Annotated in this window: 22 protein-coding genes; 15 read left to right on the top strand and 7 right to left on the bottom strand. The window is 57.8% G+C overall.

Annotated elements, in window-relative coordinates; all coding sequences use genetic code 11:
- Positions 1-147 precede the first annotated feature (147 nt).
- The 4 genes from pstB (at position 148) to LAB08_RS29785 (ending at position 4,038) form a co-directional block, all read left to right on the top strand.
- Complete coding sequence (pstB, locus tag LAB08_RS29800) at positions 148-981, top strand: phosphate ABC transporter ATP-binding protein PstB (protein WP_096514191.1); 834 nt, start codon at positions 148-150, stop codon at positions 979-981.
- 109 nt (positions 982-1,090) lie between these two features.
- Positions 1,091-1,852, top strand: a complete 762-nt coding sequence (gene phoU / locus LAB08_RS29795) for a phosphate signaling complex protein PhoU (protein WP_008030696.1) — start codon at positions 1,091-1,093, stop codon at positions 1,850-1,852.
- A gap of 168 nt (positions 1,853-2,020) precedes the next feature.
- A complete protein-coding gene (locus tag LAB08_RS29790; RefSeq protein ID WP_096514192.1) occupies positions 2,021-2,932 on the top strand; it encodes a response regulator in 912 nt (303 codons plus the stop codon).
- Between the two features lie 209 nt (positions 2,933-3,141).
- Positions 3,142-4,038 carry a peptidoglycan DD-metalloendopeptidase family protein gene (locus tag LAB08_RS29785; protein ID WP_096514193.1) on the top strand — a complete coding sequence of 299 codons (897 nt, stop codon included), beginning with the start codon at positions 3,142-3,144 and terminating at the stop codon, positions 4,036-4,038.
- 172 nt (positions 4,039-4,210) lie between these two features.
- Here the strand turns inward: LAB08_RS29785 and LAB08_RS29780 are convergent, their stop codons facing one another.
- The 3 genes from LAB08_RS29780 to phoB all read right to left on the bottom strand — a co-directional run bounded on the left by LAB08_RS29780 (position 4,211) and on the right by phoB (position 7,734).
- Entirely contained in the window at positions 4,211-5,551 is a 1,341-nt protein-coding gene (locus LAB08_RS29780; protein ID WP_096514194.1) for a hemolysin family protein, read from the bottom strand.
- A gap of 124 nt (positions 5,552-5,675) precedes the next feature.
- Positions 5,676-6,962: a phosphate regulon sensor histidine kinase PhoR gene (phoR, locus tag LAB08_RS29775; RefSeq protein ID WP_254007557.1), complete on the bottom strand. Its 1,287-nt coding sequence runs from the start codon at positions 6,960-6,962 to the stop codon at positions 5,676-5,678.
- Between the two features lie 82 nt (positions 6,963-7,044).
- Positions 7,045-7,734 (bottom strand): phosphate regulon transcriptional regulator PhoB, encoded by a 690-nt coding sequence (gene phoB, locus LAB08_RS29770; RefSeq protein ID WP_034149326.1) that lies wholly within the window; start codon positions 7,732-7,734, stop codon positions 7,045-7,047.
- A 153-nt stretch (positions 7,735-7,887) separates the two neighbouring features.
- On the opposite strand from phoB, the gene LAB08_RS29765 reads away from it, so the two are divergent.
- The gene (locus tag LAB08_RS29765) at positions 7,888-8,271 is read left to right on the top strand and encodes a COG4315 family predicted lipoprotein (RefSeq protein ID WP_096514196.1); all 384 of its coding nucleotides are present in this window, start codon (positions 7,888-7,890) and stop codon (positions 8,269-8,271) included.
- A gap of 88 nt (positions 8,272-8,359) precedes the next feature.
- Here LAB08_RS29765 and ubiA read toward each other — a convergent pair whose 3' ends face one another.
- Positions 8,360-9,250: a 4-hydroxybenzoate octaprenyltransferase gene (gene ubiA / locus LAB08_RS29760; RefSeq protein ID WP_096514197.1), complete on the bottom strand. Its 891-nt coding sequence runs from the start codon at positions 9,248-9,250 to the stop codon at positions 8,360-8,362.
- A complete protein-coding gene (locus LAB08_RS29755; RefSeq protein WP_096514198.1) occupies positions 9,250-9,813 on the bottom strand; it encodes a chorismate--pyruvate lyase family protein in 564 nt (187 codons plus the stop codon). The genes ubiA and LAB08_RS29755 overlap by 1 nt, the downstream gene beginning before the upstream one ends.
- Before the next feature lie 200 nt (positions 9,814-10,013).
- Between LAB08_RS29755 and LAB08_RS29750 the strand changes: the two genes are divergently transcribed.
- The 3 genes from LAB08_RS29750 to LAB08_RS29740 all read left to right on the top strand — a co-directional run bounded on the left by LAB08_RS29750 (position 10,014) and on the right by LAB08_RS29740 (position 11,821).
- Complete coding sequence (locus LAB08_RS29750) at positions 10,014-10,184, top strand: rubredoxin (protein ID WP_096514199.1); 171 nt, start codon at positions 10,014-10,016, stop codon at positions 10,182-10,184.
- Positions 10,185-10,202: 18 nt separating this feature from the next.
- The gene (locus LAB08_RS29745) at positions 10,203-11,351 is read left to right on the top strand and encodes an NAD(P)/FAD-dependent oxidoreductase (RefSeq protein WP_096514200.1); all 1,149 of its coding nucleotides are present in this window, start codon (positions 10,203-10,205) and stop codon (positions 11,349-11,351) included.
- 194 nt (positions 11,352-11,545) lie between these two features.
- Positions 11,546-11,821, top strand: coding sequence for an HU family DNA-binding protein (locus tag LAB08_RS29740; protein ID WP_003195589.1), 276 nt, complete (start codon positions 11,546-11,548; stop codon positions 11,819-11,821).
- 143 nt (positions 11,822-11,964) lie between these two features.
- On the opposite strand, the gene LAB08_RS29735 is transcribed toward LAB08_RS29740, so the two are convergent.
- Together LAB08_RS29735 and tssI are read right to left on the bottom strand one after the other, a co-directional pair.
- On the bottom strand, positions 11,965-12,636 hold the full coding sequence (locus tag LAB08_RS29735) for a DUF2931 family protein (RefSeq protein WP_096514201.1): 672 nt from the start codon (positions 12,634-12,636) through the stop codon (positions 11,965-11,967).
- A complete protein-coding gene (gene tssI / locus LAB08_RS29730; protein ID WP_096514202.1) occupies positions 12,629-16,093 on the bottom strand; it encodes a type VI secretion system tip protein TssI/VgrG in 3,465 nt (1,154 codons plus the stop codon). Before tssI ends, LAB08_RS29735 begins: the two co-directional genes overlap by 8 nt.
- A gap of 484 nt (positions 16,094-16,577) precedes the next feature.
- Here tssI and tssA point away from each other — a divergent pair, with 484 nt between their 5' ends.
- Genes tssA through tssH form a run of 7 tightly spaced genes read left to right on the top strand, consistent with a single transcriptional unit; the run spans position 16,578 to position 25,977 of the window.
- Positions 16,578-18,134 (top strand): type VI secretion system protein TssA, encoded by a 1,557-nt coding sequence (gene tssA / locus LAB08_RS29725; protein WP_096514203.1) that lies wholly within the window; start codon positions 16,578-16,580, stop codon positions 18,132-18,134.
- Between the two features lie 32 nt (positions 18,135-18,166).
- Positions 18,167-18,670, top strand: coding sequence for a type VI secretion system contractile sheath small subunit (gene tssB, locus LAB08_RS29720; RefSeq protein WP_096514204.1), 504 nt, complete (start codon positions 18,167-18,169; stop codon positions 18,668-18,670).
- A 29-nt stretch (positions 18,671-18,699) separates the two neighbouring features.
- Positions 18,700-20,172 (top strand): type VI secretion system contractile sheath large subunit, encoded by a 1,473-nt coding sequence (gene tssC, locus LAB08_RS29715; protein ID WP_096514205.1) that lies wholly within the window; start codon positions 18,700-18,702, stop codon positions 20,170-20,172.
- A 13-nt stretch (positions 20,173-20,185) separates the two neighbouring features.
- A complete protein-coding gene (gene tssE / locus LAB08_RS29710; protein ID WP_096514206.1) occupies positions 20,186-20,596 on the top strand; it encodes a type VI secretion system baseplate subunit TssE in 411 nt (136 codons plus the stop codon).
- A 15-nt stretch (positions 20,597-20,611) separates the two neighbouring features.
- On the top strand, positions 20,612-22,396 hold the full coding sequence (gene tssF, locus LAB08_RS29705) for a type VI secretion system baseplate subunit TssF (RefSeq protein ID WP_096514207.1): 1,785 nt from the start codon (positions 20,612-20,614) through the stop codon (positions 22,394-22,396).
- Positions 22,360-23,376 (top strand): type VI secretion system baseplate subunit TssG, encoded by a 1,017-nt coding sequence (gene tssG / locus LAB08_RS29700; RefSeq protein ID WP_096514208.1) that lies wholly within the window; start codon positions 22,360-22,362, stop codon positions 23,374-23,376. The genes tssF and tssG overlap by 37 nt, the downstream gene beginning before the upstream one ends.
- A gap of 3 nt (positions 23,377-23,379) precedes the next feature.
- Entirely contained in the window at positions 23,380-25,977 is a 2,598-nt protein-coding gene (gene tssH, locus LAB08_RS29695) for a type VI secretion system ATPase TssH (RefSeq protein ID WP_096514209.1), read from the top strand.
- Positions 25,978-25,980: the final 3 nt, after the last annotated feature.

Raw genomic sequence — 25,980 nt, 5'->3', positions numbered from 1 at the left:
TCACCGCGGTGCTACTGGCAGACCGAGTCGCCTGCATCGCTGGCAAGCCAGCTCCCACAAGGGTCGGCGCAAGCCACAGATTTTGAGTAACCCATTGGCCAAGCCAGTGGTTAAACAAACCGAATTTGTTAGCACAGGGAGCCTCCCATGCAGCACGAAGCACATACCCACGGCATCAATATGTCGGCCCTGGGTCGCGACAAACAGAGCCTGAACCTCGAGCAGGAAACCGTGGCCATTGAAGTGCCGGGCCTGAGCCTGTTCTACGGCGAGAAACAAGCGCTGTACGACGTCAGCATGAATATCCCGAAACAGCGCGTGACCGCCTTCATCGGTCCGTCCGGCTGCGGCAAATCCACGCTGCTGCGGACCTTCAACCGCATGAACGACCTGGTGGATGGCTGCCGCGTCGAAGGCGCGATCAACCTGTATGGCAACAACATCTATCGCAAGGGCGAAGACGTGGCCGAGCTGCGTCGTCGCGTCGGCATGGTGTTCCAGAAGCCTAACCCGTTCCCGAAAACCATCTACGAAAACGTGGTCTACGGCCTGCGCATCCAGGGCATCAACAAAAAGCGCGTGCTCGACGAAGCCGTTGAGTGGGCGTTGAAAGGCGCGGCGCTGTGGGACGAAGTCAAAGACCGTCTGCACGAATCGGCACTGGGCCTGTCCGGTGGTCAGCAGCAACGTCTGGTGATTGCCCGCACCATCGCCGTGGAGCCGGAAGTGCTGCTGCTCGACGAGCCGTGCTCGGCACTCGATCCGATCTCGACGCTGAAAGTCGAAGAGCTGATCTACGAACTGAAATCCAAATTCACCATCGTGATCGTGACCCACAACATGCAGCAGGCCGCGCGGGTTTCCGACTACACGGCGTTCATGTACATGGGCAAACTGGTGGAGTTCGGCGACACCGACACCCTGTTCACCAATCCGGCGAAGAAGCAGACCGAAGACTACATCACGGGTCGTTACGGCTAGAAACAGCTGCAAGCCGCAAGCTTAAAGCGGCAAGTAAGAGCAGTTCGAGTACGACACAAAACAGCTTGCAGCTTGTAGCTTGCAGCTCACAGCTATCGCGGAGCAAAAGATGATTTCGAAGGAAGGCTTAACCCACCACATCTCCCAGCAGTTCAACGCTGAGCTCGAGGAAGTGCGCAGCCACCTCCTGGCCATGGGCGGGCTGGTCGAGAAGCAGGTCAACGACGCAGTGACCGCACTGATCGAGGCTGATTCCGGCCTGGCCCAGCAGGTGCGCGAGATCGACGACCAGATCAACCAGATGGAACGCAACATCGACGAAGAATGCCTGCGCATTCTGGCCCGTCGCCAGCCGGCGGCGTCCGACTTGCGCCTGATCATCAGCATCTCCAAATCGGTGATCGACCTGGAGCGCATCGGTGACGAAGCGACCAAGATCGCCCGTCGCGCCATCCAGCTGTGCGAAGAAGGCGAAGCGCCGCGCGGTTACGTCGAAGTGCGCCACATCGGCGACCAGGTGCGCAACATGGTTCGTGATGCCCTGGACGCGTTTGCCCGTTTCGACGCCGATCTGGCGCTGTCGGTGGCGCAGTACGACAAGATCATCGACCGCGAATACAAGACCGCCCTGCGTGAGCTGGCGACCTACATGATGGAAGACCCGCGCTCTATCTCGCGGGTCTTGAGCATCATCTGGGTGCTGCGTTCGCTGGAGCGTATCGGCGACCACGCGCGCAATATCTCGGAGCTGGTGATTTACCTGGTGCGCGGTACTGACGTGCGTCACCTGGGCCTCAAGCGCATGAAGGAAGAAGTTGAAGGAACAAGCGGTGAAACCGCTAATGTTCCGGGCAAAGTTGACGATAAGTAAGATTGCCCCAGAGAAGCGCCCGGCCCTTTGGCCGGGCGTTTTCGTTTGCGGCTTACGAATTCGAAAAGCAGCACCCGCGAACGAAAAGTCCCGGCGTGACTGAAGGTTTTTGGCAAAGTGCCATCAGTAAGACGGTATGCTAGCCGGGATTTTTTAAAGGGGTTATGGATGAGTAAGGTCAGTGTGTTGGTCGTGGACGATGCCTCGTTCATTCGTGACCTGGTGAAAAAATGCCTGCGTAACTATTTCCCGGGCATGCGGATCGAAGACGCAGTCAACGGCAGAAAGGCCCAGGCCCTGCTGGCACGGGAAGCGTTCGACCTGGTCCTGTGCGACTGGGAAATGCCGGAAATGTCCGGGCTGGAGCTGCTGACCTGGTGCCGCGAGCAAGACAGCCTCAAGGGCATGCCGTTCGTCATGGTGACCAGCCGCGGCGACAAAGAGAACGTCGTCCAGGCGATCCAGGCCGGGGTCTCCGGCTACGTCAGCAAGCCATTCACCAACGAGCAACTGATCACCAAGGTCAAGCAGGCGCTGCACAAGGTCGGCAAGCTCGACGCCTTGATAAACACGGCCAGCACCAAAACCGTTCCGGCGTTCGCCAACGATTCGTTGAATGCGTTGACCGGAGGCAAGGCGCCCGTGGTGGCGCCGACTGTCGCTGCGCCCGCTGCCCCAGCCCGTGGTGGCTTGCTCAACAGCCCACCGGTCAAGGCGCCGGTAGCTGCGGCGGCAGCCGGGGGAGGGCGTGGCCAGGGTCAGCTGCGCTTGCCGAACGGCATTCAGCAATGCGTGATCAAGGCCCTGAGCCTCAAGGAAGCGCTGCTGGTGGTGAAGCGTAACGACACCCTGCCGCAAGTGCTCGACAGCGCGGTACTCGACCTTGAACAGGGCGACAACGCCGAAACCGCCCGCCTCAACGGCTACCTGCATGCCATCGTCGCCCACGAGCCGAAGCCCGACAGCGAATGGCTGCAACTGACCTTCCGCTTCGTCGATCAGGATGCGCAGAAGCTTGATTACATTTCGCGATTGATTGCACGCGGGACAGCGCAGAAGCACTTCATTCCTGGCGCTTGATTACGTATCGCCTGTCAGTCCGCCTTCGCGAGCAGGCTCGCTCCCACATTGGAATGCGTTTCAACGGTAGGAGCGAGCCTGCTCGCGACGAGATCATCATCTACACCACACATCACCCTGACCCACCCATCTTGAAACATCTGTCGACTACGCAGGTCAATTCCCACTGCTAGGCTCCTTCCCAGATCTTACTCGACAGAACCCTGCCCATGCTCCCGCGCCTGCTGTTCTCCTGTGGTCTTTTCATGGCCTCCACCTCGGCCGTGGCCATGACTATCTACACGTCCACCGATGCAAATGGCGTGGTCTCCTACAGTGATCGCCCCACCCAGGGCTCGCAGGTGTTTGTTTTTCGCGATCGCATGGTCGAACACCTGGAGCGCCAGGTGTACCTCGACATCAAGCAGCTCAAAGGCATGGACAGCGTGTTTGTACGCAACGACCTGTATGCGCCGGTAGAGATCGAATTGAGTTTCACCGGTTTGAACAATGTCAGCGGCGCGCCGAGTCGGCCGATCCGTCGGGTCATGCCGGCACGCAGCAGTATTCGCCTGGCGCTGCTCAAGGCCTCGAAGCCCGGAAAGCCGCTGGTGTATACCCCAAGGTTCGAATACTCCCTGGGCGACCCGTCAGGGACCGCCATGGCCTATCGCTACCCGCTGCCCTGGCGAGGCGGCCCGTTTCGTCTGAGTCAGGGGGCCAATGGCCAATACAGCCACTACGGGCCGAAAAACCGTTATGCGATGGACATCGCCATGCCGGAAGGCACGCCGATCATCGCGGCCCGTGGCGGGATCGTGGTGAAAACCGAAAACAGCCAGACCGGCCGCGGCACCGACCCGTCGGGCAACTTCGTGCGGGTGCTGCACGATGACGGGACCATGGGCGTTTACCTGCACCTGAAAAAAGGCTCGGTCTGCGTTCGTGAGGGACAGCGGGTGGGGGTGGGAAGTGCGCTGGCGCTGTCGGGCAATACCGGCAACAGCAGCGGGCCGCATCTGCACTTCGTGGTGCAGCGCAATACCGGGATGGGACTGGTATCGATTCCGTACCGGTTCAATCAACCGGTGGGGGCATTGCCCAACTTTGCGTTGGGCAAGCAATAGGCCGAAGCACTGCGATTCACTGTGGCGAGGGAGCTTGCTCCCGTTCGGCTGCGCAGCAGTCGTAAAACCAGACAACCAGTTCTTTCAGACAATCCACTATCGCAGTATTTGGGGCCGCTTCGCAGCCCAGCGGGAGCAAGCTCCCTCGCCACCAAAGCCTTCCGGCTCCTGATCAATTGAGCATCAACACCTTGGCCAGCACAATCTTCGGTCCTTTCATCTTCTTGATGATGATCCGCAGGCCTTCGACTTCCAGCACCTCTTCCTCTTCCGGCACGCGCTTCAAACTTTCATAGACCAGCCCGGCGAGTGTTTCGGCTTCGACGTGATCCAGGTCGATACCCAGCAACCTCTCGACCTTGAACAGCGGAGTATCGCCGCGCACCAGCAGTTTGCCCGGCTGATACGCGAGAATCCCGCGCTCGGCCTTGTGGTGTTCGTCCTGGATATCACCAACCAGGGCCTCCAGCACGTCTTCCATGGTCAGGAAGCCGATCACCTTGCCGTCGGCCTCTTCGACCAGGGCAAAGTGCGCGCCGCCCTGACGGAACTGTTCCAGCAGGCTGGACAGCTGCATGTGCTTGGTCACCCGCTCCAGCGGGTGCAGAAGCTCGGTCAGATTGAACTTGGACGGCAGCATCTCCAGCAACGACAGCTGCAGCAGCAGGTCCTTGATGTGCAGCAGGCCGATAAAGCTGCCGGTTTCCTCGTCGTACACCGGGAAGCGGCTGTACTTGTGGCGGCGGAACAGGCTGAACACATCTTCCAGCTTGTCCGTGCTGTTGAGGTAGACCAGGTCTTCGCGTGAGTTGGCCCAGTCGACCACTTCCAGCTCGCCCATTTCCACCGCAGATGCCAGCACGCGCATATCCTGGTCGCTGGGGTCACTGGCGCGACTGGAGTGGAGGATCAGCTTGAGCTCGTCGCGGCTGTAATGGTGCTCGTGGTGCGGGCCGGGTTCACCCTGGCCTGCGATGCGCAGGATCTGGTTGGCGCTGGCGTTGAGCAGGTAGATGGCCGGGTACATGGCCCAGTAGAACAGGTACAAGGGCACCGCTGTCCACAGCGACAGCAGCTCGGGTTTGCGGATGGCCCAGGATTTGGGCGCCAGTTCGCCGACCACGATGTGCAGGTACGAAATGATGAAGAACGCGGTGAAGAACGAAATCGCCTTGACCACTTCGTTGGAATCTACGCCCACGGCACTCAGCACAGGGGCCAGAAGGTGCGCGAACGCCGGTTCGCCGACCCAGCCCAGGCCCAGGGAGGCGAGGGTGATACCCAATTGGCACGCCGACAGGTAAGCATCGAGCTGACTGTGTACGGTGCGCAGGATGTGCCCGCGCCAGCCGTGCTGTTCAGCGATGGCTTCGACCCGGGTCGAGCGCAGTTTGACCATGGCAAATTCCGCCGCAACGAAAAAGCCGTTGAGCAAAACCAGGATCAGAGCGAAAAGAATCATGCCGAAGTCGGCGAATATTGTTGCGAGGGTCAAGCCAGGGGAAGGGTCCATGATGGAGTTTTGCGGGTTCCGTGTATTCGAATGGAAAGAAAAAAGTGCACCTGAAAAAGCAGACGCAAGTCAGCCAATGTAGCGGCTGACTGTGCGATTGCCTAGTGGCGCGTGCTGGCCGGTATCAGTCAGCAGTGCTGATAACCCGGGATTTACTGACCTGGGCAGGGGCGAAGTGGCAGGTAAACGTACTGCCGTGGCCCGGTACGCTGCTGATCTCCATGCGCGCGCGATGGCGCAACAGCACGTGTTTGACGATCGCCAGGCCCAGCCCGGTGCCGCCGGTGTTGGAATTGCGGCTTGAGTCGACGCGATAGAAGCGTTCAGTCAGGCGCGGGAGGTGTTTGGCGTCGATGCCGATCCCGGAATCCTGCACGCTCAGGTGCGCGCCTTGCTCATCACCCCACCAGCGAATGCGGATGTTGCCTTCGGCCTGGGTGTATTTCACCGCGTTGAACACCAGATTGGAAAACGCACTGCGTAATTCCGCTTCGCTGCCCTTGAGCAAAATCGTCGGATCGGCTTCAAGGGTAATTTGCTGGTTTTTCTGCCCGGACAACTGCTGCGCATCGCTCTTGATCGATTGCAGCAAGCCATCGATGGCCACCGGCTGGTTGTCCGACGGGTAATCGGTGGCTTCCAGCTTGGCCAGCAACAGCAAGTCGTTGAGCAAGGTTTGCATGCGCCCGCCCTGTTGCTGCATTTGCTGCAGGGCGCGGGTCCAGCGCGGGTTCACGTCCTCGACGTTGTCGAGCAGGGTTTCCAGGTAGCCGCAAATCACCGTCAGCGGCGTGCGCAGTTCATGGGACACGTTGGCGATGAAGTCTTTGCGCATCTGCTCCAGCTGATGGATGCGCGTCACGTCACGCACCAGCATCAAATGCTCATTGTTGCCGTAGCGGGTGATGTACAGCTGAATACGCATCCGGTCGTTGGTGGGCGAGGGGATTTCCAACGGTTCGGCGTAACTGTCTTGCTCGAAGTATTCCTTGAAGCGCGGATGACGCACCAGGTTGGTCACCGGTTGACCGCTGTCTTGTGGGGTCTTGAGGCCCAGCAGGGTTTCAGCGGCGCGGTTCCACCATTCCAGGTTGCCATCGCTGTCGAGCATGACCACGGCATCTTTCAATGCCGCGGTGGATTCCTGAACGCGGTCGATCACCGCTTGCAAGCGTCCGCGTACCCGTTGGTCACGACGTTGCAGGTGGTAGATGCTGTCGAACACCTCGCCCCACAGGCCGTAGCCATCGGGCGGCGCTTCATCGGGCGTATGCAGGCGCAGCCACTCATGCAGGCGCAGCAGTTGCTTGAGGGTCCAGGCCAGGTAAAGACCCAACCCCGCAGCGAGGCTCCAGCCGTAGTAGCCGGTGATCAAACCGATCACCAGGCAGGCGGTGACCAGCAGCAGCATGTGGCGAATCAGGGTGCCATGCCAGTTTTGGTTCACTTGAGCGCGCGTCCTTGTCTACTTCTAAAGCGGGGAAAAGTCCGGATCAGGCCTTCGTAGAAAAGCGATAACCGGTGCCGCGCACGGTTTGTACCAGGTTTTCGTAGGCATCGCCGAGGGCTTTGCGCAGGCGCCGGATGTGCACGTCGACCGTGCGTTCCTCAACGTAGACGTTGCCGCCCCAGACCTGATCCAGCAGCTGGCCACGGGTGTAGGCGCGTTCCTGGTGGGTCATGAAAAATTGCAGCAGTCGGTATTCGGTCGGTCCCATTTCCGCGGGCTTGCCATCGATGGTCACGCGGTGGCCGATCGGGTCGAGCAGCAGGCCGCCGACTTCAATCGGCGCCTCGCCATCAGTCGGGCCGGCGCGGCGCAGCACGGCCTTCAGGCGAGCGACCAGTTCGCGGGGGGAAAAGGGTTTGGTGATGTAGTCGTCGGCACCCACTTCCAGGCCCTGGATCTTGTTGTCCTCTTCACCCTTGGCGGTGAGCATGATGATCGGGATATCCCCGGTCAGCTCATCGCGCTTGAGGCGGCGGGCCAGCTCGATGCCGGAAGTGCCGGGCAGCATCCAGTCGAGCAGGATCAGGTCCGGTTTGCGGTCGACGATAATGGCGTGGGCCTGCTGGGAGTTCTCCGCCTCCAGGCAGTCGTAGCCGGCCATTTCCAACGCAACGGCGATCATTTCGCGAATGGGCGCTTCGTCGTCGACGATCAGAATGCTCCTGCCAACCATGCCTTAATCCTCTTGTCATTTAACTGTCTTGCGCCGCATTAGATAACGGAATTATTGCAGTCGTGTGACAGTATTTTAGCCGCCCGGCGATTGTCACGAACCTGAACTAAGCTCTAATTCTCCGAATCCTGACAACCACAAAGGAAGGTTTCCATGAAACACATTGCTCAATCCTGGAAGGCTCTGCTCGTTACAGCTGCACTAACGCTGCCGGCAATGGCCTTCGCCGCCGAGCCGGCGATGATGAAAGACGGGATGATGGTCGATCACAAAGGCATGACGGTGTACACGTACGACAAGGACTCGGGCGGCAAGTCGACGTGCAACGGCGAGTGCGCTGAATACTGGCCGCCAATGATGGCGCCGGCGGGTGCCAAGCCCGAAGGCAAGTGGAGCACGATCAAGCGTGACGACGGTAAGATGCAGTGGGCCTATGACGGCAAGCCGCTTTACACCTTCATGAAGGACAAAAAACCAGGTGACATGGCAGGCGACAACATGAAGGACGTCTGGCACGTCGTGCACGAGCATAAATAAGCGATTCGCCTGCGCCGTAATCAGATCGCAGCCTGCGCTGGCTCCATCCCCTGTTGGAGCGAGCGCAGGCTGCGATCTTTTTCAACGGTCAACGCAGCGCGTAATCCAGCACAATCCCAACGAAAATCGCCAACCCGGCCCAGTGGTTGTGCAAGAACGCCTTGAAACAGCGCATGCGGTCCTTGCCTCGGGTGTACCAGAATTCCCAGGCGAAACAGCCCGCCGCCACCGCCAGGCCTAGATGGAACCAGCCACCGAGCTCGAATTTCGAGCCGGCCAGCCACAGGCAGCCCAACGCCAACCCTTGCAGGGCCAGGATGATCGCCCGGTCTGCTTCGCCAAACAGAATCGCCGTGGATTTCACGCCGATCTTCAAGTCGTCGTCACGGTCAGTCATGGCGTAATACGTGTCATAACCCACCGTCCACAGCAGGTTGGCGATCCACAGCAACCAGGCCGCAGCCGGCAGTTCGCCGGTTTCGGCGGTGAACGCCATCGGCATCCCCCAGGAGAACGCTGCACCCAGCACCACTTGCGGGTAATAGGTGTAGCGCTTCATGAACGGATAACTGAACGCCAGCGCCAGGCCACCGAACGACAGCCAGACCGTTGCTGCGTTGGTGCACAGCACCAGCAGGAAACTCACGCCCATCAGCAACGCAAAGAACACCAGCGCCTCTTTGGAGCTGATCTTGCCGCTCGGCAGCGGCCGCTGTTCGGTGCGCTTCACATGGCCGTCGACCTTGCGGTCCGCCCAATCGTTGATCACACAACCGCCCGCGCGGGTCAGCACCACGCCGAGGACGAAAATCACGATATTGGCCAGCGACGGCGAGCCCTTGCCGGCAATCCACAGCGCCCACAACGTCGGCCACAGCAGCAGATAAATGCCGATCGGCTTGTCCATACGCGTCAGTTGAATGAAATCCCAGGCCCGTGGGTTCAAGCGGTTCAAGGACTTGAGCAGGCTCTGGTACATCAGCAGTTCTCCGGATGGGCGCGGGCAGCGCTCCACAGGGTCGGCAGGAAAATTTCGGCCACCAGCACGCTCAAGGTGCCACGGTCGAAGCGCGAGCGGCGGCCCCACAGCTCAGGGGCCTGAACTTCCGTCGGCAGCCACGCTTGAGGATAGTGGCAAACCTCGATGGCGCGGCGCTGGAACGCGTGGTCGCAAAACAGCAGTTCCCCCAGGGAGCGGCTGCCCAGTTCGTCCATGTGCAAGCCGTCGCCCTGCAATGCACTGCGCGATGCGACGCTGCGGGCAAACACCCACGCCTGGCCATGCCCGCGCAAATACACCTCGCGCACCCAGCCTTCACTGCCTTCGGCCAGGTCCAGCGCGGCGCATTCATCGGTGCGCAAGGTCTGCCAGCCTTCGAACAGCGGCGTGACGCTGAAGCCGTCATTCGACAGACGGGTCAGGCGTCGGGTCAGCGAGCCTTCGTCGAACAACCAATCGAGGGTAGACGGGTCGGGGAGGGGCGTCAGCAAGCTTTGAGAGCGCCAGAGAGGGGCCGAACGAGGGGGATTTGTGTGTTGCACAATGAGTCATTATTGGCAGCAAAGGAGGCGGCGAGCTTAACATGTCAGCTCATAAATTTGAGTGATCTGGCCGCCCGTTGCGCCGAACAGGCTTGCAACTGCCCGGCCCCATCAGTACAAAACGCACTGAGCCGGACGGCAACGCTGCAACCATCGACCGTTCGCGCCAGTAGAAGCCTGAACCCTGAGGAAGTACCTAAATGAAAAAGTGGCAATGTGTGGTCTGCGGCCTGATCTACAACGAAGCCGAGGGCTGGCCGGATGACGGCATTGCACCGGGCACCCCGTGGCAAGACGTGCCGGAAGACTGGCTGTGCCCGGACTGCGGTGTGGGCAAGATGGATTTTGAAATGATCGAAATCGCTGCTTAAAAAACTGAGGAGTAAGGAATGAACGCACCTGTCGTGATCGTCGGCACCGGCCTGGCTGGCTACAACCTGGCCCGGGAGTTTCGCAAACTCGATACTGAAACCCCGCTGCTGTTGATTACCGCCGATGACGGGCGCTCCTACTCCAAGCCGATGCTCTCCACGGGTTTCGGTAAAAACAAAGACGCCGACGGCCTGAGCATGGCCGAACCGGGCGTGATGGCCGAGCAGTTGAAGGCCGAAGTGCGCACCCACACCCGCATCAGCGGTATCGACCCAGGCCACAAGCGCCTGTGGATCGGTGAAGAAGCGGTGTACTACCGCGACCTGATCCTGGCCTGGGGCGCAGAAACCGTGCGGGTGCCCATCGAAGGTGACGCGGCGGACTGCGTATTCCCCATCAACGACCTGGAAGACTACGCACGTTTTCGCGCCGCAGCGGCCGGCAAGCGTCGGGTTCTGTTGCTGGGCGCTGGCCTGATCGGCTGCGAATTCGCCAACGACCTGACGCTGGGCGGCTATGAAGTGCAACTGGTTGCACCGTGCGAGCAGGTCATGCCGACCCTGCTGCACCCGGCGGCGGCCGCTGCAGTTCAGGCCGGGCTGGAAAGCCTCGGCGCACGCTTCCACCTCGGGCCGGTGCTCAATCGCCTGCAACGCGTCGCCGATGGCCTGGAAGCGCACCTGTCCGACGGCCAGGTCATCCTGTGCGACGTGGTGGTCTCGGCCATTGGCCTGCGCCCGCGCATCGACCTGGCCGCTGCCGCCGGTTTGCAGATCAATCGTGGTGTGATGGTCGATCGTCACCTGAAAACGTCCCACGCCAACATCTACGCACTGGGCGACTGCGCCGAGGTCGATGGCCTGAACCTGCTGTACGTGATGCCCCTGATGAGCTGTGCGCGAGCGTTGGCCCAGACCCTGGCCGGCAACCCGACGGCGGTCACCTATGGCCCGATGCCCATCACCGTCAAAACACCGGTGTGCCCGCTGGTGGTCTCCCCGCCACCACGGGGTTCCGAAGGCGTGTGGACGGTCGAAGGGCAGGGCGCCGACATCAAGGTCTTATGCCGCGATGCCAGCGGCAAACTGCTCGGTTATGCCCTTACAGGCACGGCCGTGATGGAAAAACTGGCCCTGAACAAAGAGCTTCCGGCACTCCTGGCGTAAATACCGGTCGTTCTGTCGGAATCACCCCCATGTTGACGTTATAAAGGCCGCGCCAATACTGGCGCGGCTCTTCCGTGCGTGCCATCCTCACTCCCGTCTGCCGCAGAGTAGAGCACCTGCGGCGCTTTGGGCGCTGCTCCACAGAGAGCAGCACGGACATAACAACAAAAAACCGTCAAAGGGGCTTCACTAACATGCGCAAACCAGATCTCGCCGCAGCAATTGCTGAAAAAGCAGACCTCACCAAAGAACAGGCCAACCGCGTCCTGAACGCCGTTCTCGAAGAAATCACCGGCGCCCTGCACCGCAAAGACAGCGTCACGCTGGTAGGCTTCGGCACCTTCCTGCAACGCCACCGCGGCGCCCGCACCGGCAAAAACCCGCAAACCGGTGAGCCCGTCAAAATCAAGGCCAGCAACACCGTTGCGTTCAAGCCGGGCAAATCGTTGAAAGACAGCGTTAATCCGTAATACTTATCCCCAACCCGCGTAGCGGGGGAGTGGGAAAAAGAATGGGCACGCCAACCAGGGTTGGGTGCCCATTTTTTGTGCCTGAAATACTGGTCGTTCATGTGCTCCCGCTGTGCGCCGGGTACCGGTAATGTTGGCACTCCTTACCAACTTCCAAAGGGGATGCCGAATTTATCTACATAGGCTTGGGATTCAGGTGAAAGAGGCAAGGCATATCGCCCCTCATTTTTACCCTGAGAGGGTCCTTGCTTGTTGATGGTGCCCACTACCCGGGTAATCTCAACAGCACTCAGGCAGGCACCACCAAGCCAAACCTTGGCAATGCCGCCCGGCGCCAGGCCAATGCCCATGTTGTCGCGGGACTCGGTAATCCACTTGCCGTCTGCTTCGCAAAAGGCCTTCTCCGGTTTGCGCATGATCTCCCGTGCCGATTCGGAGATGACGATATAGGCCTCATAGGTTTGTGGTTCGGCCAAGGATTGCCAGCGCACGTAGACCAGTCTAGGCAAATCGGCACCAGTGACATACCTGCCTTTACCGCTACCATTGCTGCTGACCCATCCTCGGGCAATACCTCGATTGTTTGAGGGATTCGGAACAGAGGCGATACCGCCTCCCGCCCCACGAAACACTCGCTCCCGGACATCCACAACGTCCGCGGTTTCGATCCAGACCTCCATGTAGGCCGGTGCGGAAAAAGCCAGGAACCAAGGCAAGTCATTGCTCGTATGAGCGAAGCTTTGTGTGCAGCCAGCCAACAGTAATCCTGAAAACAGGCCTGCGCATCTTTTGATAAGGCAGGCAACGTTATTCATTTGGATGCACCACTCGTTGATTTTTTTCGGCAGGCCGATTGATAAAAACGACGCTCATCTCACTGCTGTTCAAGTCTTTGGCCGCGTTCCAGTTAGCGGAAAGGTGGATATAGCGGGTGCGTAACAAAACCGTTTCTTCGCTCGTAAGTCCCTCGACGGATGATTCTCCCAATGCGTATGCCTGGAGTTTCTTGTGGATAGGCTCCAGCTCTTCGGGCAACCGTAGAGCCGGGACATTTGGGATAAGCTTGAACGGAACATCATGTCTGATCGCCAGCTCGCGCATGATGCGCAAATATACCAACGAGAGTTCGCCCTGTACGGAACGTTCAATGGCTGCAGCCGCAATAACCTTTTTTTGGGGAGCGGTGTTGGACTTTCGCTCTTCGATTGTTTGGGGTACGGGTTTTTCCCAGAGCGTCACTCTCAGCTCGGTGGTAGAGCCGTCGAATCCGATCACGCCTTTGTTGTACAAAGCGCGCACTTCCTTTTCGGCGGTAAAGTAAGCGGTGCTACGGGTCGCCTCCGTGCTTAGGCTGACTTGGCTAGTAACGGGTTTACCCAGCAGAAGCTTTTCCTTGGCTCGTGGCAGGTAGCCACCACCGAGGTCCGAGTGCGCGCCCGGTAAGACCAAATCCAGGCTACCCAGGCTGTTGAGGGCGAAGTTTTCACGGAATTCGTCACGGGCAACCAGATGCACCACCTTTTTGGCGCAGTCATCGGGCAGTTTGAGATTGATGAAAGGGTTTCTGCTGTTGGCACCCGTGAAATCGAACAGCCATGGGTTGGCGATTGAGGCGACGGTATCGAACAGGCCGATGAAGTTAATGCTGACTTCCGATTTGAGTCGCCAGTTGAAACTGCTGGACAGGACTGGAGAGCCGGCTGGCAGAGCTTTGGCCAGAATGCTGTGTCGGCCCTTGAGCACTTCATTCGCGAAGTGCCTCGCCGCAGCTGCTCCTCGGCTGAATCCGAAAATATCGAATTCAATTCGCTTGATGATCAGTTCCGGGTTACGGGCTCTTAGCTGACGTATTTGCTCTCCAATGAGCGTCGGGCTCTGCTCAACGCGAGCGGCCACACCTGTTTCGCCAAGTCCAGTTGCTTGCGAGTAGAGCGAGTCTTCACCACCGCTTGTGGTCCCGATGCCCTCCACATAGACGGCGATTGAAGTCATTGTTGCGTCTGGCAAGATGGTTGCGTCTGTTTGGTCATCGTAGAGACTGTGCAGCCTCACAATATTGCTCACATCATTCCCATAACTATTATCCGGCGAACTTCCATTGCCGTCGTACCCATAGGCTGCGCAATGCTTCTGTATTTCCTCGGCGGCTTCAGCCAGGTCAGCATCCGGGGCGTAGCAGGCTGCTACAGTTTCGCTATTGGCTTTGTTGTTCCCCGTGCCATCGAAAAAAACGCCGATTCGCAGCGTGATACCTTCTATCTCGATTTCTTCTTCCTCTTCCTCCAGTTCATCCGACGCTTGATCTTCTTCCGCAGGAGCAGGAGCAGGAGCAGGAGCAGGCGCAGGCGCGACGGATACCAACACGCCCGCCGCTGTCCCCTTCAGTAATGTATGCGCAACCGTACCCGGCATCGGAGCACCGCCGAGATCAATCTTGGTACTGCTGAAAATACCCTCGGCGTTGAGCACGATGTGCTGACCGCCGACCTTGATACAAAGGCTCTCACCCCCATCGATCACTAGGTGTGTACCTGCCTTGATGTGCACGTGCTCACCGGCTTCGACGACCGACGTTCCATCTGTTCTTGTATGGCGGTCGCCAGCGACATGCAGGTAGTCGTTGGCATTGACCTCGACCTTGCGATCCGACATGACAGTGAGGTGCTCTTCAGCCTCCAGCACCGTAATACTGTTGCCCTTGATGGTGACTCGACGCTCATTGCCCACTTCAAGCCGACTGTCGTGTCCGATCTTCTGCTCCATATCCCGTTGCGCCCGCAGGTGGATCAACTCCTGTCCGGCGCGGTCTTCGAGGGAGAGTTCGTTGTAGCCGCCGGTGTGCGGTGAGCTGTGGCTGCGCAGTACGGTTTTGGTTTTATTGGCGGGCAAAGGGTAGGGCACCGGCGTGCGCTTGTTCGGCAAGCATCCGGTGATCAACGGATAGTCTGGATTGCCTTCCAGGTAGGTGACGACCACTTCCATGCCGATGCGCGGAATGGTCACCGCGCCGAAATCCTGGCCCGCCCAGCCGGTGGAAACCCGTAGCCAGCAACTACTGTGTTCGTTGTTGAGTTCGGCGCGGTCCCAATGGAACTCGACTTTCACCCGACCATACTCATCGCAGTAGATCTCATCATCGGCAGGCCCGGTGACACGGGCGGTCTGGCAAACCAGCGGTGTTCGTTGCCTATGCAGCGGTGGTCGATAAAACACGTCCCAGGGGATGGCGCTGAAGCTGTTGCGGTAACCCTGGGTAAATCCGTCCTCAGGCTCGGTGGTACCTGTGAATGCCTCTTCCAAGGCCTGAGGCTGTTTACCCGTGTGGGTCACACTGAGCAGCAGCCATAGATCGTTCCAGGATTTACGTGGGTGTTGCGTCAGACCGAAAAGATGGCCGCTGCGCAGGTTCGGTTGGTCGCTTTTGCCTTCGGCTAATTGGTAGTCGGCGCGGTGCCGTTCCAATGCCTGCCGGGCGAGCTGTTTACCGTGTTTTTCGCTCTCGCTGAACAGCGGATAACGATAGTCCTCAAGCGAAGGATTGAGTGAGCTGCTGTAGCGACTCTCCAGCAAATGGCTCGGGCATTTCAGGTCGTATTCCCGGTGTGTGGTACTGCTGGTACGCGTGTTGAAACGCAGGGAGAAATGACTGACGACCGGATGCTCCGCCACCATGCCGGAGTCATCCAGAAACGGGGTTTCGCTCAATTTTGGGAAAAAAGATTGGTCGTCGGTAAACACCAGCAGATGACCTTCGCGGGAATGCTGGTGATGCCACGCGATGCCGTCCTCGGCGCATAGGCGCCGGACGAACTCAAAATCATTTTCCCCGTACTGGGTGCAATAGTCGCGTTTGGCGCTGGTTCGCACATGAAAGCGATAAGTGTCTGCCTGGATGCCATGCTGCTTGAGCACCTGAGCGATGATTTGCGGCACCGTCAGGTCCTGAAAAATCCGCTGATCGCGGCTGAACTGCAAGTAGTGGAGCGCCGGCACCAGATGAACGCGATAACGGCTCAGGCGCTGGCCGACCTCATGGGCGCCCACCCCTTCGATATGGCCATGCAACCCTTCGCCACCAAGTCCGAACCGCAGAAAGGCCGGTTGGCCAAGCAGGCCCTCCAGATCGATATCGCGGTACTCGCTGACCAGCTCGACGACAATCGAGTACAACGAACTGATGGTCTCAGTGCCTTCAAAGGCCAGCACTTTGAAGTCGTTGTGAACGGAAGGGATTTCGAGCGTGAAATGGGCTGCATTGGCCGGAGCGAACATACGCTTATCCTTTTGCTTTTCCGTGGCTCGTCCTTGAGCCGAATGAGAAAACGAAATGTGAGGCGCTTGCTGAGTCGGGATTGAAACTGTGTTAAATGCTGAAACACGCTAACAAGGCGTTGGTGGTATTTATGTAGGAAAGCTCTCTTATCTTCGCCAGAAAGTTCTCATATTTCTTAATGTTGCATAAGGGCAAGTCGGGCATGGCTTAAGCCTAGTGCTTTAATTTCAAGTGTTGTTGCTAAACTAATTAATGATGTGTCGTGAGACATCGTTGGAAATATACGACGGTAAATATTCCTACAATAAATTGTCATTAGTACGACAGTTTTTAGCTGGAAGCTTTCATTCGCGTGAATTTTCGGAAGCGTCCTACATTTTTCTTTTTTTATTTTTGCCATGCTTTGTGTCGGCTTCGATTACAGGGGGCCGGAGTCATTGAAGCTCAGATTGCCGATGACCATAACTATTGAAAAGGCCATGGATGTCTTACTCAAGCAAACTTTCCGCTCATTACCTTGAACTCGCTAAAGTCTCTGTTTCCAATGAGAGTTTCGCGGGCGAGGATGTTCGCTTTTCGAATGAATATGAAGCGCTGGAATGCGAGCTGGGCAAAGCCCAATCCATACACGAATGCAGTCAGATCGACTGGCCTAAAGTTCGCGAGAGCTGCGAGAACTTGCTGCGGACCAAGTCCAAGGATTTACGGGTCAGTGCCTGGCTGACATGGGCCTTGTACCAGTGTGAATCCTTCCAGGGACTGTTGGCCGGTCTCGGAATGCTGCATCACTTGTGTCAATGTCGCTGGGCCGACATTTACCCGAACAAACCCCGTACCCGCGCTGCCGCTATCAACTGGCTGGTATCGCGTCTTGAGCAGGTGCTCACTGAAGACGTCGCGATAAAAGAGCAACTGCAACTGTTCCGTCGCCTGGTGGAGCATCTGGAAGGGCTCGACGCCATTTGCGCGGAACACCTCAGTGACGACGCGCCTTTGTTGCTACCGATTTCCCGTCGCCTGAAAAACCTCGTGCAGAGAGCCGTCGATCATCAACCGACGCCAGGTGTCGTGGAGTCTGCTGTAGCTCAGGTCAAACAGGTTGCCACGCAGCTGTTCAGCCCCTGCGCACCTATCGATAACGAAAAAGATGCCCATAAAGCCTTGCGTGCTCAGCAGGACAGTGCGCGGCCGCTGTGTGCCTGGTGGCTCAAGCAAAAGGTCACCGATCTGCGGGCATTGCGCCTCAACCGTACGCTGCTCTGGCTACCTGTCGACACTTTGCCTGAACGAAATGCCGAACAGATCACAGTACTGCGCGGGTTACCTGTCGAAAGGCTCCAACTCTTTCAGGAGCATTACGATCAAGCCCGATACGCCGATTTGCTGGTGGAGCTGGAGCCCAGCCTGTCCAAGGCGCCATTCTGGTTTGATGGCCAGCGAATGGTCTGGGAGTGTCTCCAGGGGCTGAATGCAGAAACGGCCATGCGTGAAGTGGAAGTCCACTTCGCACTGTTGATTCAACGTCTGCCCGGGATTCTCGAGTTACGTTTTCACGACGGCACTCCTTTCGCCGACCCGGCCACCCGAGCGTGGATCAATGCCCAAGTCATGCCGCATCTGCAAAATCCCCATGCATCACGTCCTGTCGAAGCACTTGAAACCCAACCCGCCTGGGAGCAGGCCCTGGAAGATGTTCAGCCAGTTCTGCGCAAGGACGGCCTCAAGGCTGCCGTGCAGATTCTCAAGCAGGGCCTGCGCAGTGCCCAAGGTGCACGTGCGCGATTTCTCTGGCAGTTCGCGCTCGCTCGCCTGTGTTTCATGGCCAGGAAATACGAATTGGCCAAGACCCAACTTGAGACTCTTGACCTGACACTGAGGGACGCGGGCCTGCACACCTGGGAGCCGGACCTGGCGTTGCAAGTGCTCCAACTACTGCATAGCTGCTGCGATTTGTTGCCGCAGAACCATGCAGTGCGCGAATGCAAGGAAGAGATTTATCGCAGGCTGTGCCACCTCGATCTTGAAGTGGCACTCGACTAGGCCCCAGGGCCACAACCGCAAGGAGAATCGCCATGGCCAAAGAAGGCTCGGTAGCCCCCAAGGAACGCATCAACATCACTTTCAAACCTGCCACCGGAGGCGCTCAGGAAGAGATCGAACTGCCGCTGAAACTACTGGCAATCGGTGACTACACCCAACGCAAGGACGAACGCAAAGTTGAAGATCGCAAGCCGATCAGCATCGACAAGATGACCTTTGACGAAGTGCTGGCCAAGCAGGAACTACAAGTGACATTGAGTGTACCGAACCGACTGCAGGGTGATAGCGGTAGTGAAGAATTGGTCGTGGATCTGCACATCGATTCCATGAAGGATTTCAATCCGGCCAGCCTGGTCGAGCAAGTACCTGAACTGAAAAAACTGATGGAGCTGCGTAACGCTCTAGTGGCACTCAAGGGGCCGCTCGGTAATGCACCTGCGTTCCGCAAAGCCATTGAAAGTGTGCTGGCAGACGACGAATCCCGCAGTCGCGTACTGAGTGAATTAGGACTGATCGCCGTAGCCCAATCCGCCTGAATCTGCCATCAGTCAAGGAATCCAATAGCGTGAACACGAATGCAGCGCAGCAACATAACAACGAGAGTGAATACAGCATTCTCGATAGCATCATCGCCGAAACCCGTCTGAGCCCAGAAGACGAGGCCTATGACATAGCCAAACGCGGCGTGTCGGCGTTCATCGAAGAGTTACTCAAACCACAGAACAGTGGTGAGCCGGTCAAGAAGGCCATGGTCGACCGGATGATCGCCGAGATCGATACCAAGCTCAGTCACCAAATGGATGAAATACTCCACCACCCCGACTTTCAGTCACTGGAGTCCTCGTGGCGCGGTCTGCAGTTGTTGGTCGATCGCACCAACTTTCGCGAGAACATCAAGATTGAAATCCTCAGCGTCTCCAAAGAAGACCTGCTGGATGACTTCGAAGATTCGCCAGAGGTGATGCAGGCTGGCTTATACAAGCACATCTATACCGCCGAATACGGTCAGTTCGGTGGACAGCCGGTCGGGGCGATCATTGCCAATTACTTCCTGTCCCCGAGCTCGCCGGATGTGAAGTTGATGCAGTACGTGTCCAGCGTTGCCTGCATGTCCCATGCGCCGTTCATCGCCGCAGCCGGTCCGAGATTTTTCGGACTGGAGAGCTTCACTGGTTTGCCGGACCTGAAAGACCTGAAAGATCACTTCGAAGGCCCGCAATTTGCGAAGTGGCAGAGTTTCCGCCAGTCGGAAGACGCGCGTTACATGGGGCTGACCGTTCCGCGCTTTCTACTGCGCAATCCTTACCATCCGGAAGAAAATCCGGTGAAATCCTTTGTGTACAAAGAAACCGTAGCCAATAGCCACGAGCACTATCTGTGGGGCAACACCGCTTACACATTCGGTACCCGACTGACCGACAGCTTCGCCAAGTTCCGCTGGTGCCCGAACATCATCGGTCCGCAGAGCGGTGGCGCGGTTGAAGACTTGCCGTTGCACCACTTCGAAAGCATGGGCGAAATCGAAACCAAGATTCCGACCGAAGTGCTGGTATCTGACCGTCGTGAATTCGAGCTGGCGGAAGAGGGATTCATCGCACTGACGATGCGCAAGGGTAGCGACAACGCGGCATTCTTTTCTGCCAGTTCCGTTCAGAAACCGAAAAGTTTTGGCATCAGTGCCGAAGGCAAGGTTTTAGAGCTGAACTACAAGCTCGGCACTCAACTGCCTTACATGATGATCGTCAATCGGCTGGCCCACTATTTGAAAGTACTGCAGCGCGAACAACTGGGTTCATGGAAGGAACGTACGGACCTCGAGCAGGAACTCAACAAGTGGATTCGTCAATACGTGGCCGATCAGGAAAATCCGAGCGCCGAAGTCCGTGGTCGCCGACCTCTGCGCGCGGCCCAGATCATCGTCAGTGATGTCGATGGTGAGCCAGGCTGGTACCGCGTAAGCCTGAAGGTGCGTCCGCATTTCAAGTACATGGGCGCGGATTTCACCCTGTCCCTGGTCGGCAAGCTGGACAAAGAGTAAGCGGAGCTGACTCATGACCGGATACGGCAGCCTCTTCGAACGCCTGGGTGGTGATGCGGAAAAGCGTGTGGGTTGGAGTCGCGAAAACTCCGCCTTGGCCTCTGTGGCTGCCCATCTGGCCAAGATGTTGAGTACCCGTGCGGGCAGTGTGCAGACGCTACCCGATTACGGGCTACCCGATCTCAATGACATGCGCCTGAGTCTGCACGACTCCCTGAGTCAGGCGCGTTTGGCCATCGAACGCTTCATCGAGGCCTACGAACCTCGTCTGAGCAAAGTACATGTTTTTCCAGGGCCGCAAGGCGACGATCAGCTTCGTCTGTCTTTCAGCATTGAAGGTCTGTTGGAAATCGACGGCCTCAAATGCCAAGTCAGTTTTTCCGCATGCCTGGATGGCAGCGGCCAAGTCAAGGTCAGCCAATGACAAACGGAATTTTCCATGTCCTTTAACCACTACTACCAGAGCGAACTGACCGCACTTCGCCAGCTGGGTCGCCGTTTCGCCGAGCGTAATCCTGCTTTGGCACCTTTCCTGGGCCAGCCCGGCCGTGATCCGGATGTGGAGCGGTTGCTTGAAGGCTTCGCATTTTTGACCGGGCGCCTGCGGCAGAAGCTCGACGACGAATTGCCTGAGTTGAGCCACTCGTTGATGCAGTTGCTGTGGCCCAACTATATGCGGCCGCTGCCGGCGTTCAGCATTTTGCAGTTCTCCCCGTTGTTGCGTTCGGAGCCGGCATTTGTGGTCGATCGCGATACACCGGTGGAAAGTGTGCCAATCGAAGGCGTGCGTTGCCGTTTCCGTACGTGCTACTCAACTGAAGTCACGGCGCTGAATCTTGTCGGATTGGATTATTCGCCCAAGGGCGATGGTTCGCTTTTGAGTCTGCGACTGGAAATGAGCACTGATGGCCATTTTGGTGAGCTGGCGTTGAATCGTTTGCGTCTGCATTTTACCGGTGAACGGTACATCAGCCAGATGCTTTACCTGAGCCTGTTGCGTCATCTGCAAGGTATCGAGCTCATTCCTCTGGATAGCGCCGGGAAGCCGATCGCCGGGGTGAATGACATGCCGTTGGCACTCCGGTTATCTGGCGATCGCGTGCAGCCGGTGGGTTTTGCCGAAGAAGAAGCACTGGTGCCGTACCCGTTGAATACCTTCCGTGGTTATCGCTACCTGCAGGAGTACTTCGCTTTTCAGGACAAGTTCCTGTTTATCGATATCAACGGACTCGACCTGCTCAAGACTATATCTGCAGACAGCATGACGCAGGTGCGAGGCCTGGAGTTGCGTTTTGATATTCGCAAGAGCGCACTGCAGAGACTGCGCCCGACTCTGGACAACATAAAGCTCCACTGTACACCGATCGTAAACCTGTTCACGCACGACGCACTGCCAGTGCGACTTGATGGAAAACAGGATGAACACTTGCTCCTGCCTGCCGAGTACAGCCTGGAACACTGCGGAGTGTTCTCGGTAGAAAACGTCACCGGATGGAGGAGTGATTTGGGTTATCGGGAGTATGTGCCGTTCGAATCATTCGAGCACGATCCAAGTTTCGATGTACCGGTCAGCCGTCCTCATTACAGCGTTCGCCAGCGCTCATCCTTGCTACACGGCGGTCTCGATACTTATCTGAGCTTCGGAGCTCAACACGCCGAGGTGCAGGAAACACTCTCGATCGAGTTGATGTGCACGAATCAGAACCTGCCGCGCGATTTAAAGCCCGGTGACATCACCCAGTCTTGCAGGCAGACGCCGGAGCTTCTGAGTTTTCGCAACATCACTTCGGTCACGCCATGCTTTGCGCCGCCGCTCAATCAGGACTTCCTCTGGAAGCTGATAAGCAACATGTCGCTCAACTATCTGTCCCTGGCGGATATCAATGCGTTGAAGCTGATCCTCGAAACATACGACTTGCCGCGCTACTACGATCAGCAGGCTGAAAAAGTCAGCAAAAATCTACTTGGCGGACTGAAGTCGATCAAGCATCGGCACGTCGACAGATTGCACCGCGGACTGCCGGTACGAGGCTTGCGAACCGAACTGATAATCGACCCACAAGGGTACATCGGCGAGGGCGACCTGTTCGTGTTCGCTTCGGTACTCAACGAGTTTTTTGCACTTTACGCGAGCCTCAATTCGTATCACGAGCTACGGGTAATCAGCACACAAGGAGAGGTCTATCAATGGACGCCGCGCATGGGGCTTCAGCCCCTGCTTTGAGCGGGCTGAGCCGGGCAATACGTGAGTACTCGCTGTTTCAGGCCGTGCGACTGGTGATTGATCGGCTGCGCGAGAAACATCCACATCTGAGCGAAGATGATCTGTATGACCAACTGGAGTTCCAGGCCAATCCAAGCCTGGGTTTTCCAGGTTGTGACGTGGACCGTGTGGAGTTTTTTGAAGAGCGCGGGCAGATGCGCGCGCGGTTGCGCTTCAATCTGATGAGCCTGGTGGGGGCCGGTTCACCGCTGCCGGCGTTTTATGCCGAACAGGCTTCCAGCGACAGCGAAGACAGCAATCCGACCCGCCATTTCCTCGATCTATTCCATCACCGGTTACAGCGGCTGATGTGGCCGATCTGGCGCAAATACCGATATCACGCAGGGTTCCAGATTGGTGCACTGGACTCGTTTTCTTCGCAGCTGTTTGCCCTGATAGGGCTTGGTGGCGAAGAGATTCGCAAGGCGCGAGAGCTGAACTGGAAGCGTCTGCTGCCGTACCTCGGCCTGCTCAGTCTACGGGCACATTCGGCGGCATTGATCGAGGCTGTTCTACGTTATTACTTCAAGCACGCCGAGCTGCTGATAGAGCAATGTATCGAGCGTCGTGTAGACATTCTCGAAGAGCAACGCAATTGCCTTGGGCATAGCAACAGCTGCCTCGGTGAAGACCTGGTGCTGGGCGAGAACGTTCGTGATCGCAGCGGAAAATTTCGGATTCATATTCGTAAGCTCGACTGGCAACGCTTTCATGAGTTCCTGCCGAACGGTTTCGGTTATCAACCATTGTGTGCGCTGGTGCAGTTCACCCTGCGAGATCCACTCGATTACGACATTTGTCTGGTCCTGCGTCGGGAAGAAATCCGCGAGCTGTACATCGGTGAGAAGAACCATTGCCTTCTGGGTTGGACCAGCTGGCTGGGACGCGAGCATGCCGACGGCGTGGTAACCCTGAGTAGCAAAAACTCATTAAGGATGTGAGCAATGATCAATGTGGACCTGCAACAACTTATCCAGACGCTGGACGCCGAAAGCCGTCGTGGTCTGGAAAGTTCAGCCGAGCGCTGCATCGCCCGTGGCGGCAGCAAGATCCTCGTCGAGGATTTTCTTTTGGCATTGTTGGAGCTCCCTCAAGGTTTGCTCGCTCGTGCGCTGCAAGATGCCGAAATAGATACCGGAGAACTGGCGGCTGCGTTGCAATTGCAAGTCAAGGACACCGCCTCACACAATCCGGTGTTCGCTCCGGAACTGTTGCAATGGCTGCAGGACGCCTTGCTGTTGGCGACCCTCGAGTTGGGTCAGAGTGTGATTGGGCAAGCCGCGTTGATCCTCGCGTTGCTGCGTAATCCGTTGCGCTACGCCGGTAGTCGATACCAGTTGCTGCTTGCCAGACTGAACATCGAGCGACTGAAAGAGTTTGCGTTGTCCCGGATAGAACCGCCGGCCACCGGCAAGTCTCTGGTAGCAGGTGAGTCGCTGCTGGAGCGCTTCACTCACAACCTGACTCAACAGGCCCGTGACGGCCAACTGGACCCGGTGTTGTGCCGTGACGTGGCGATCCGGCAGATGGTCGACATCCTTGCCCGTCGCCGCAAGAACAATCCGATTGTGGTTGGTGACGCGGGCGTCGGGAAAACAGCCCTTGTCGAAGGGTTGGCCTTGCGCATCGCTGCCGGTGAAGTACCGCCAGTGCTCAAAGATGTAGAGCTTTTGTCTCTGGACATGGGGCTATTGCAGGCCGGTGCGAGCGTCAAAGGTGAATTCGAGCGGCGCCTCAAAGGCGTGATCGACGAGGTCAAGGCTAGGCCGAATCCAGTGATCCTGTTCATCGATGAAGCCCATACGCTGATTGGCGCGGGAGGCAATGCCGGTGGTTCCGATGCGGCCAATCTGCTCAAGCCGGCATTGGCCCGTGGCGAATTGCGAACGATCGCCGCCACGACCTGGACGGAGTACAAGAAATACTTTGAAAAAGACCCGGCATTAGCCCGGCGCTTTCAACCTGTGCAATTGCGTGAGCCAACCATCAACGAAGCGGTGACTATTCTTCGCGGGCTAGCTCCAGTGTACGAGAAGAGCCACGGCATTTACCTGCGTGATGATGCTGTGGTGGCAGCTGCCGAGTTGTCTGCTCGCTACCTGACAGGTCGTCAGCTGCCGGACAAGGCCGTTGATGTCCTCGACACGGCATGTGCCCGTGTGCGTATCAGCCTGGCCGCGGCGCCGGAAAGTCTGGAGCGTTTGCGAGGTGAACTGGCTGAGGGTGACCGCCAGCGCCAGGCGTTGTGTCGGGATACTGAAGCCGGATTACCGATTGATCGCGATACGCTGGCCGCCTTGCAAGAGCATCTTGTCTTGGTGGAGAACAAAAAGGCCGAACTGGAACTCCTGTGGACACAACAAAGGAAACTGGCAGAACGGCTGCTGGAGCTGCGTCAGCAACTGGCCAAGGCCCGGGGAGCGGCCATCGCTGAACCCGGGGAGCACGCTTCTGGTATCGAAGTTCTGGAAACCGCACTCAATGAAACCCATCGCGTCTTGACCGATACGCAAGTCAAGCAACGTCTGGTGAGCTTTGAAGTGTGCCCGCGCCTGGTGGCCGAAGTGATCAGCGCATGGACGGGTGTACCGTTGGCGCAATTGGCCCGTGAGCACAATATTAAGGTCACCAGTTTTGCCGCCAATCTGCGCAATCGTGTCCGTGGTCAGGAACAAGCCATTCAGGCACTGGATCGCTCGATGCGCGCAACGGCCGCCGGCCTCAACAAACCTGATGCGCCGGTTGGTGTGTTTCTGCTAGTCGGCCCTAGCGGCGTCGGCAAGACCGAAACCGCGCTGGCCTTAGCGGATTTGCTGTACGGCGGTGATCGTTTCATCACCACAATCAATATGTCGGAGTTCCAGGAAAAGCATACCGTTTCGCGTTTGATCGGTGCGCCACCTGGTTATGTCGGTTACGGCGAGGGCGGCATGCTCACTGAAGCCGTACGTCAGAAGCCTTACTCCGTCGTGTTGCTTGATGAGGTCGAGAAGGCTGACCCGGACGTACTCAACCTCTTCTACCAAATCTTCGACAAGGGCGTGGCCAACGATGGGGAAGGGCGCCAGATCGATTTTCGCAACACGCTCATTTTGATGACCTCCAATCTGGGGAGCGAGCGGATAAGCGAACTGTGCGAAAGCGTTGCGCAGCCATCTATGGAGGATCTTGAAGCGGCCATTCGCCCGATCCTCATCAAACACTTCAAACCGGCATTGTTGGCGCGTATGCGCATCGTGCCGTTTTACCCGGTCAGTGGCCCCGTTCTACTCGAGCTGATCGAGGTCAAACTTGGCCGTTTGAGAGAGCGCCTGCTCCGACGTCAGCTGGACTTCAGCTACAGCCAAAACCTCGTCGATCACTTGGCCGGGCTCTGCGCTAAAAGCGATAGCGGTGCCCGTCTGATTGACCAATTACTGGATCTGCATGTGTTGCCCCAGGTGGCTGACCGATTGCTTGACGCGATGGCGTCTGGTGAGCACTTCACACGCGTTCATGCGACGCTGGATGGCGACGCCTGTGTCATCTGCGAGTTCGCTTGAGAT

The sequence above is a fragment of the Pseudomonas izuensis genome, from assembly GCF_002356535.2.
Lineage (GTDB): Bacteria > Pseudomonadota > Gammaproteobacteria > Pseudomonadales > Pseudomonadaceae > Aquipseudomonas > Aquipseudomonas izuensis.
This window is presented reverse-complemented; position numbering and strand designations above follow the sequence as displayed.

Coding starts and splice junctions, on each gene's coding strand:
- LAB08_RS29740 (WP_003195589.1), top strand. CDS start 11,546: ATGCGCAAACCAGATCTCGCCGCAGCAATTGCTGAAAAAGCAGACCTC.
- pstB (WP_096514191.1), top strand. CDS start 148: ATGCAGCACGAAGCACATACCCACGGCATCAATATGTCGGCCCTGGGT.
- LAB08_RS29785 (WP_096514193.1), top strand. CDS start 3,142: ATGCTCCCGCGCCTGCTGTTCTCCTGTGGTCTTTTCATGGCCTCCACC.
- phoB (WP_034149326.1), bottom strand. CDS start 7,734: ATGGTTGGCAGGAGCATTCTGATCGTCGACGACGAAGCGCCCATTCGC.
- tssF (WP_096514207.1), top strand. CDS start 20,612: ATGTCCTTTAACCACTACTACCAGAGCGAACTGACCGCACTTCGCCAG.
- phoU (WP_008030696.1), top strand. CDS start 1,091: ATGATTTCGAAGGAAGGCTTAACCCACCACATCTCCCAGCAGTTCAAC.
- ubiA (WP_096514197.1), bottom strand. CDS start 9,250: ATGTACCAGAGCCTGCTCAAGTCCTTGAACCGCTTGAACCCACGGGCC.
- tssI (WP_096514202.1), bottom strand. CDS start 16,093: ATGTTCGCTCCGGCCAATGCAGCCCATTTCACGCTCGAAATCCCTTCC.
- LAB08_RS29735 (WP_096514201.1), bottom strand. CDS start 12,636: ATGAATAACGTTGCCTGCCTTATCAAAAGATGCGCAGGCCTGTTTTCA.
- LAB08_RS29745 (WP_096514200.1), top strand. CDS start 10,203: ATGAACGCACCTGTCGTGATCGTCGGCACCGGCCTGGCTGGCTACAAC.
- tssB (WP_096514204.1), top strand. CDS start 18,167: ATGGCCAAAGAAGGCTCGGTAGCCCCCAAGGAACGCATCAACATCACT.
- LAB08_RS29790 (WP_096514192.1), top strand. CDS start 2,021: ATGAGTAAGGTCAGTGTGTTGGTCGTGGACGATGCCTCGTTCATTCGT.
- tssH (WP_096514209.1), top strand. CDS start 23,380: ATGATCAATGTGGACCTGCAACAACTTATCCAGACGCTGGACGCCGAA.
- phoR (WP_254007557.1), bottom strand. CDS start 6,962: ATGCTGCTGCTGGTCACCGCCTGCCTGGTGATCGGTTTGATCACCGGC.
- LAB08_RS29765 (WP_096514196.1), top strand. CDS start 7,888: ATGAAACACATTGCTCAATCCTGGAAGGCTCTGCTCGTTACAGCTGCA.
- tssA (WP_096514203.1), top strand. CDS start 16,578: ATGTCTTACTCAAGCAAACTTTCCGCTCATTACCTTGAACTCGCTAAA.
- LAB08_RS29780 (WP_096514194.1), bottom strand. CDS start 5,551: ATGGACCCTTCCCCTGGCTTGACCCTCGCAACAATATTCGCCGACTTC.
- LAB08_RS29750 (WP_096514199.1), top strand. CDS start 10,014: ATGAAAAAGTGGCAATGTGTGGTCTGCGGCCTGATCTACAACGAAGCC.
- tssG (WP_096514208.1), top strand. CDS start 22,360: ATGGACGCCGCGCATGGGGCTTCAGCCCCTGCTTTGAGCGGGCTGAGC.
- tssE (WP_096514206.1), top strand. CDS start 20,186: ATGACCGGATACGGCAGCCTCTTCGAACGCCTGGGTGGTGATGCGGAA.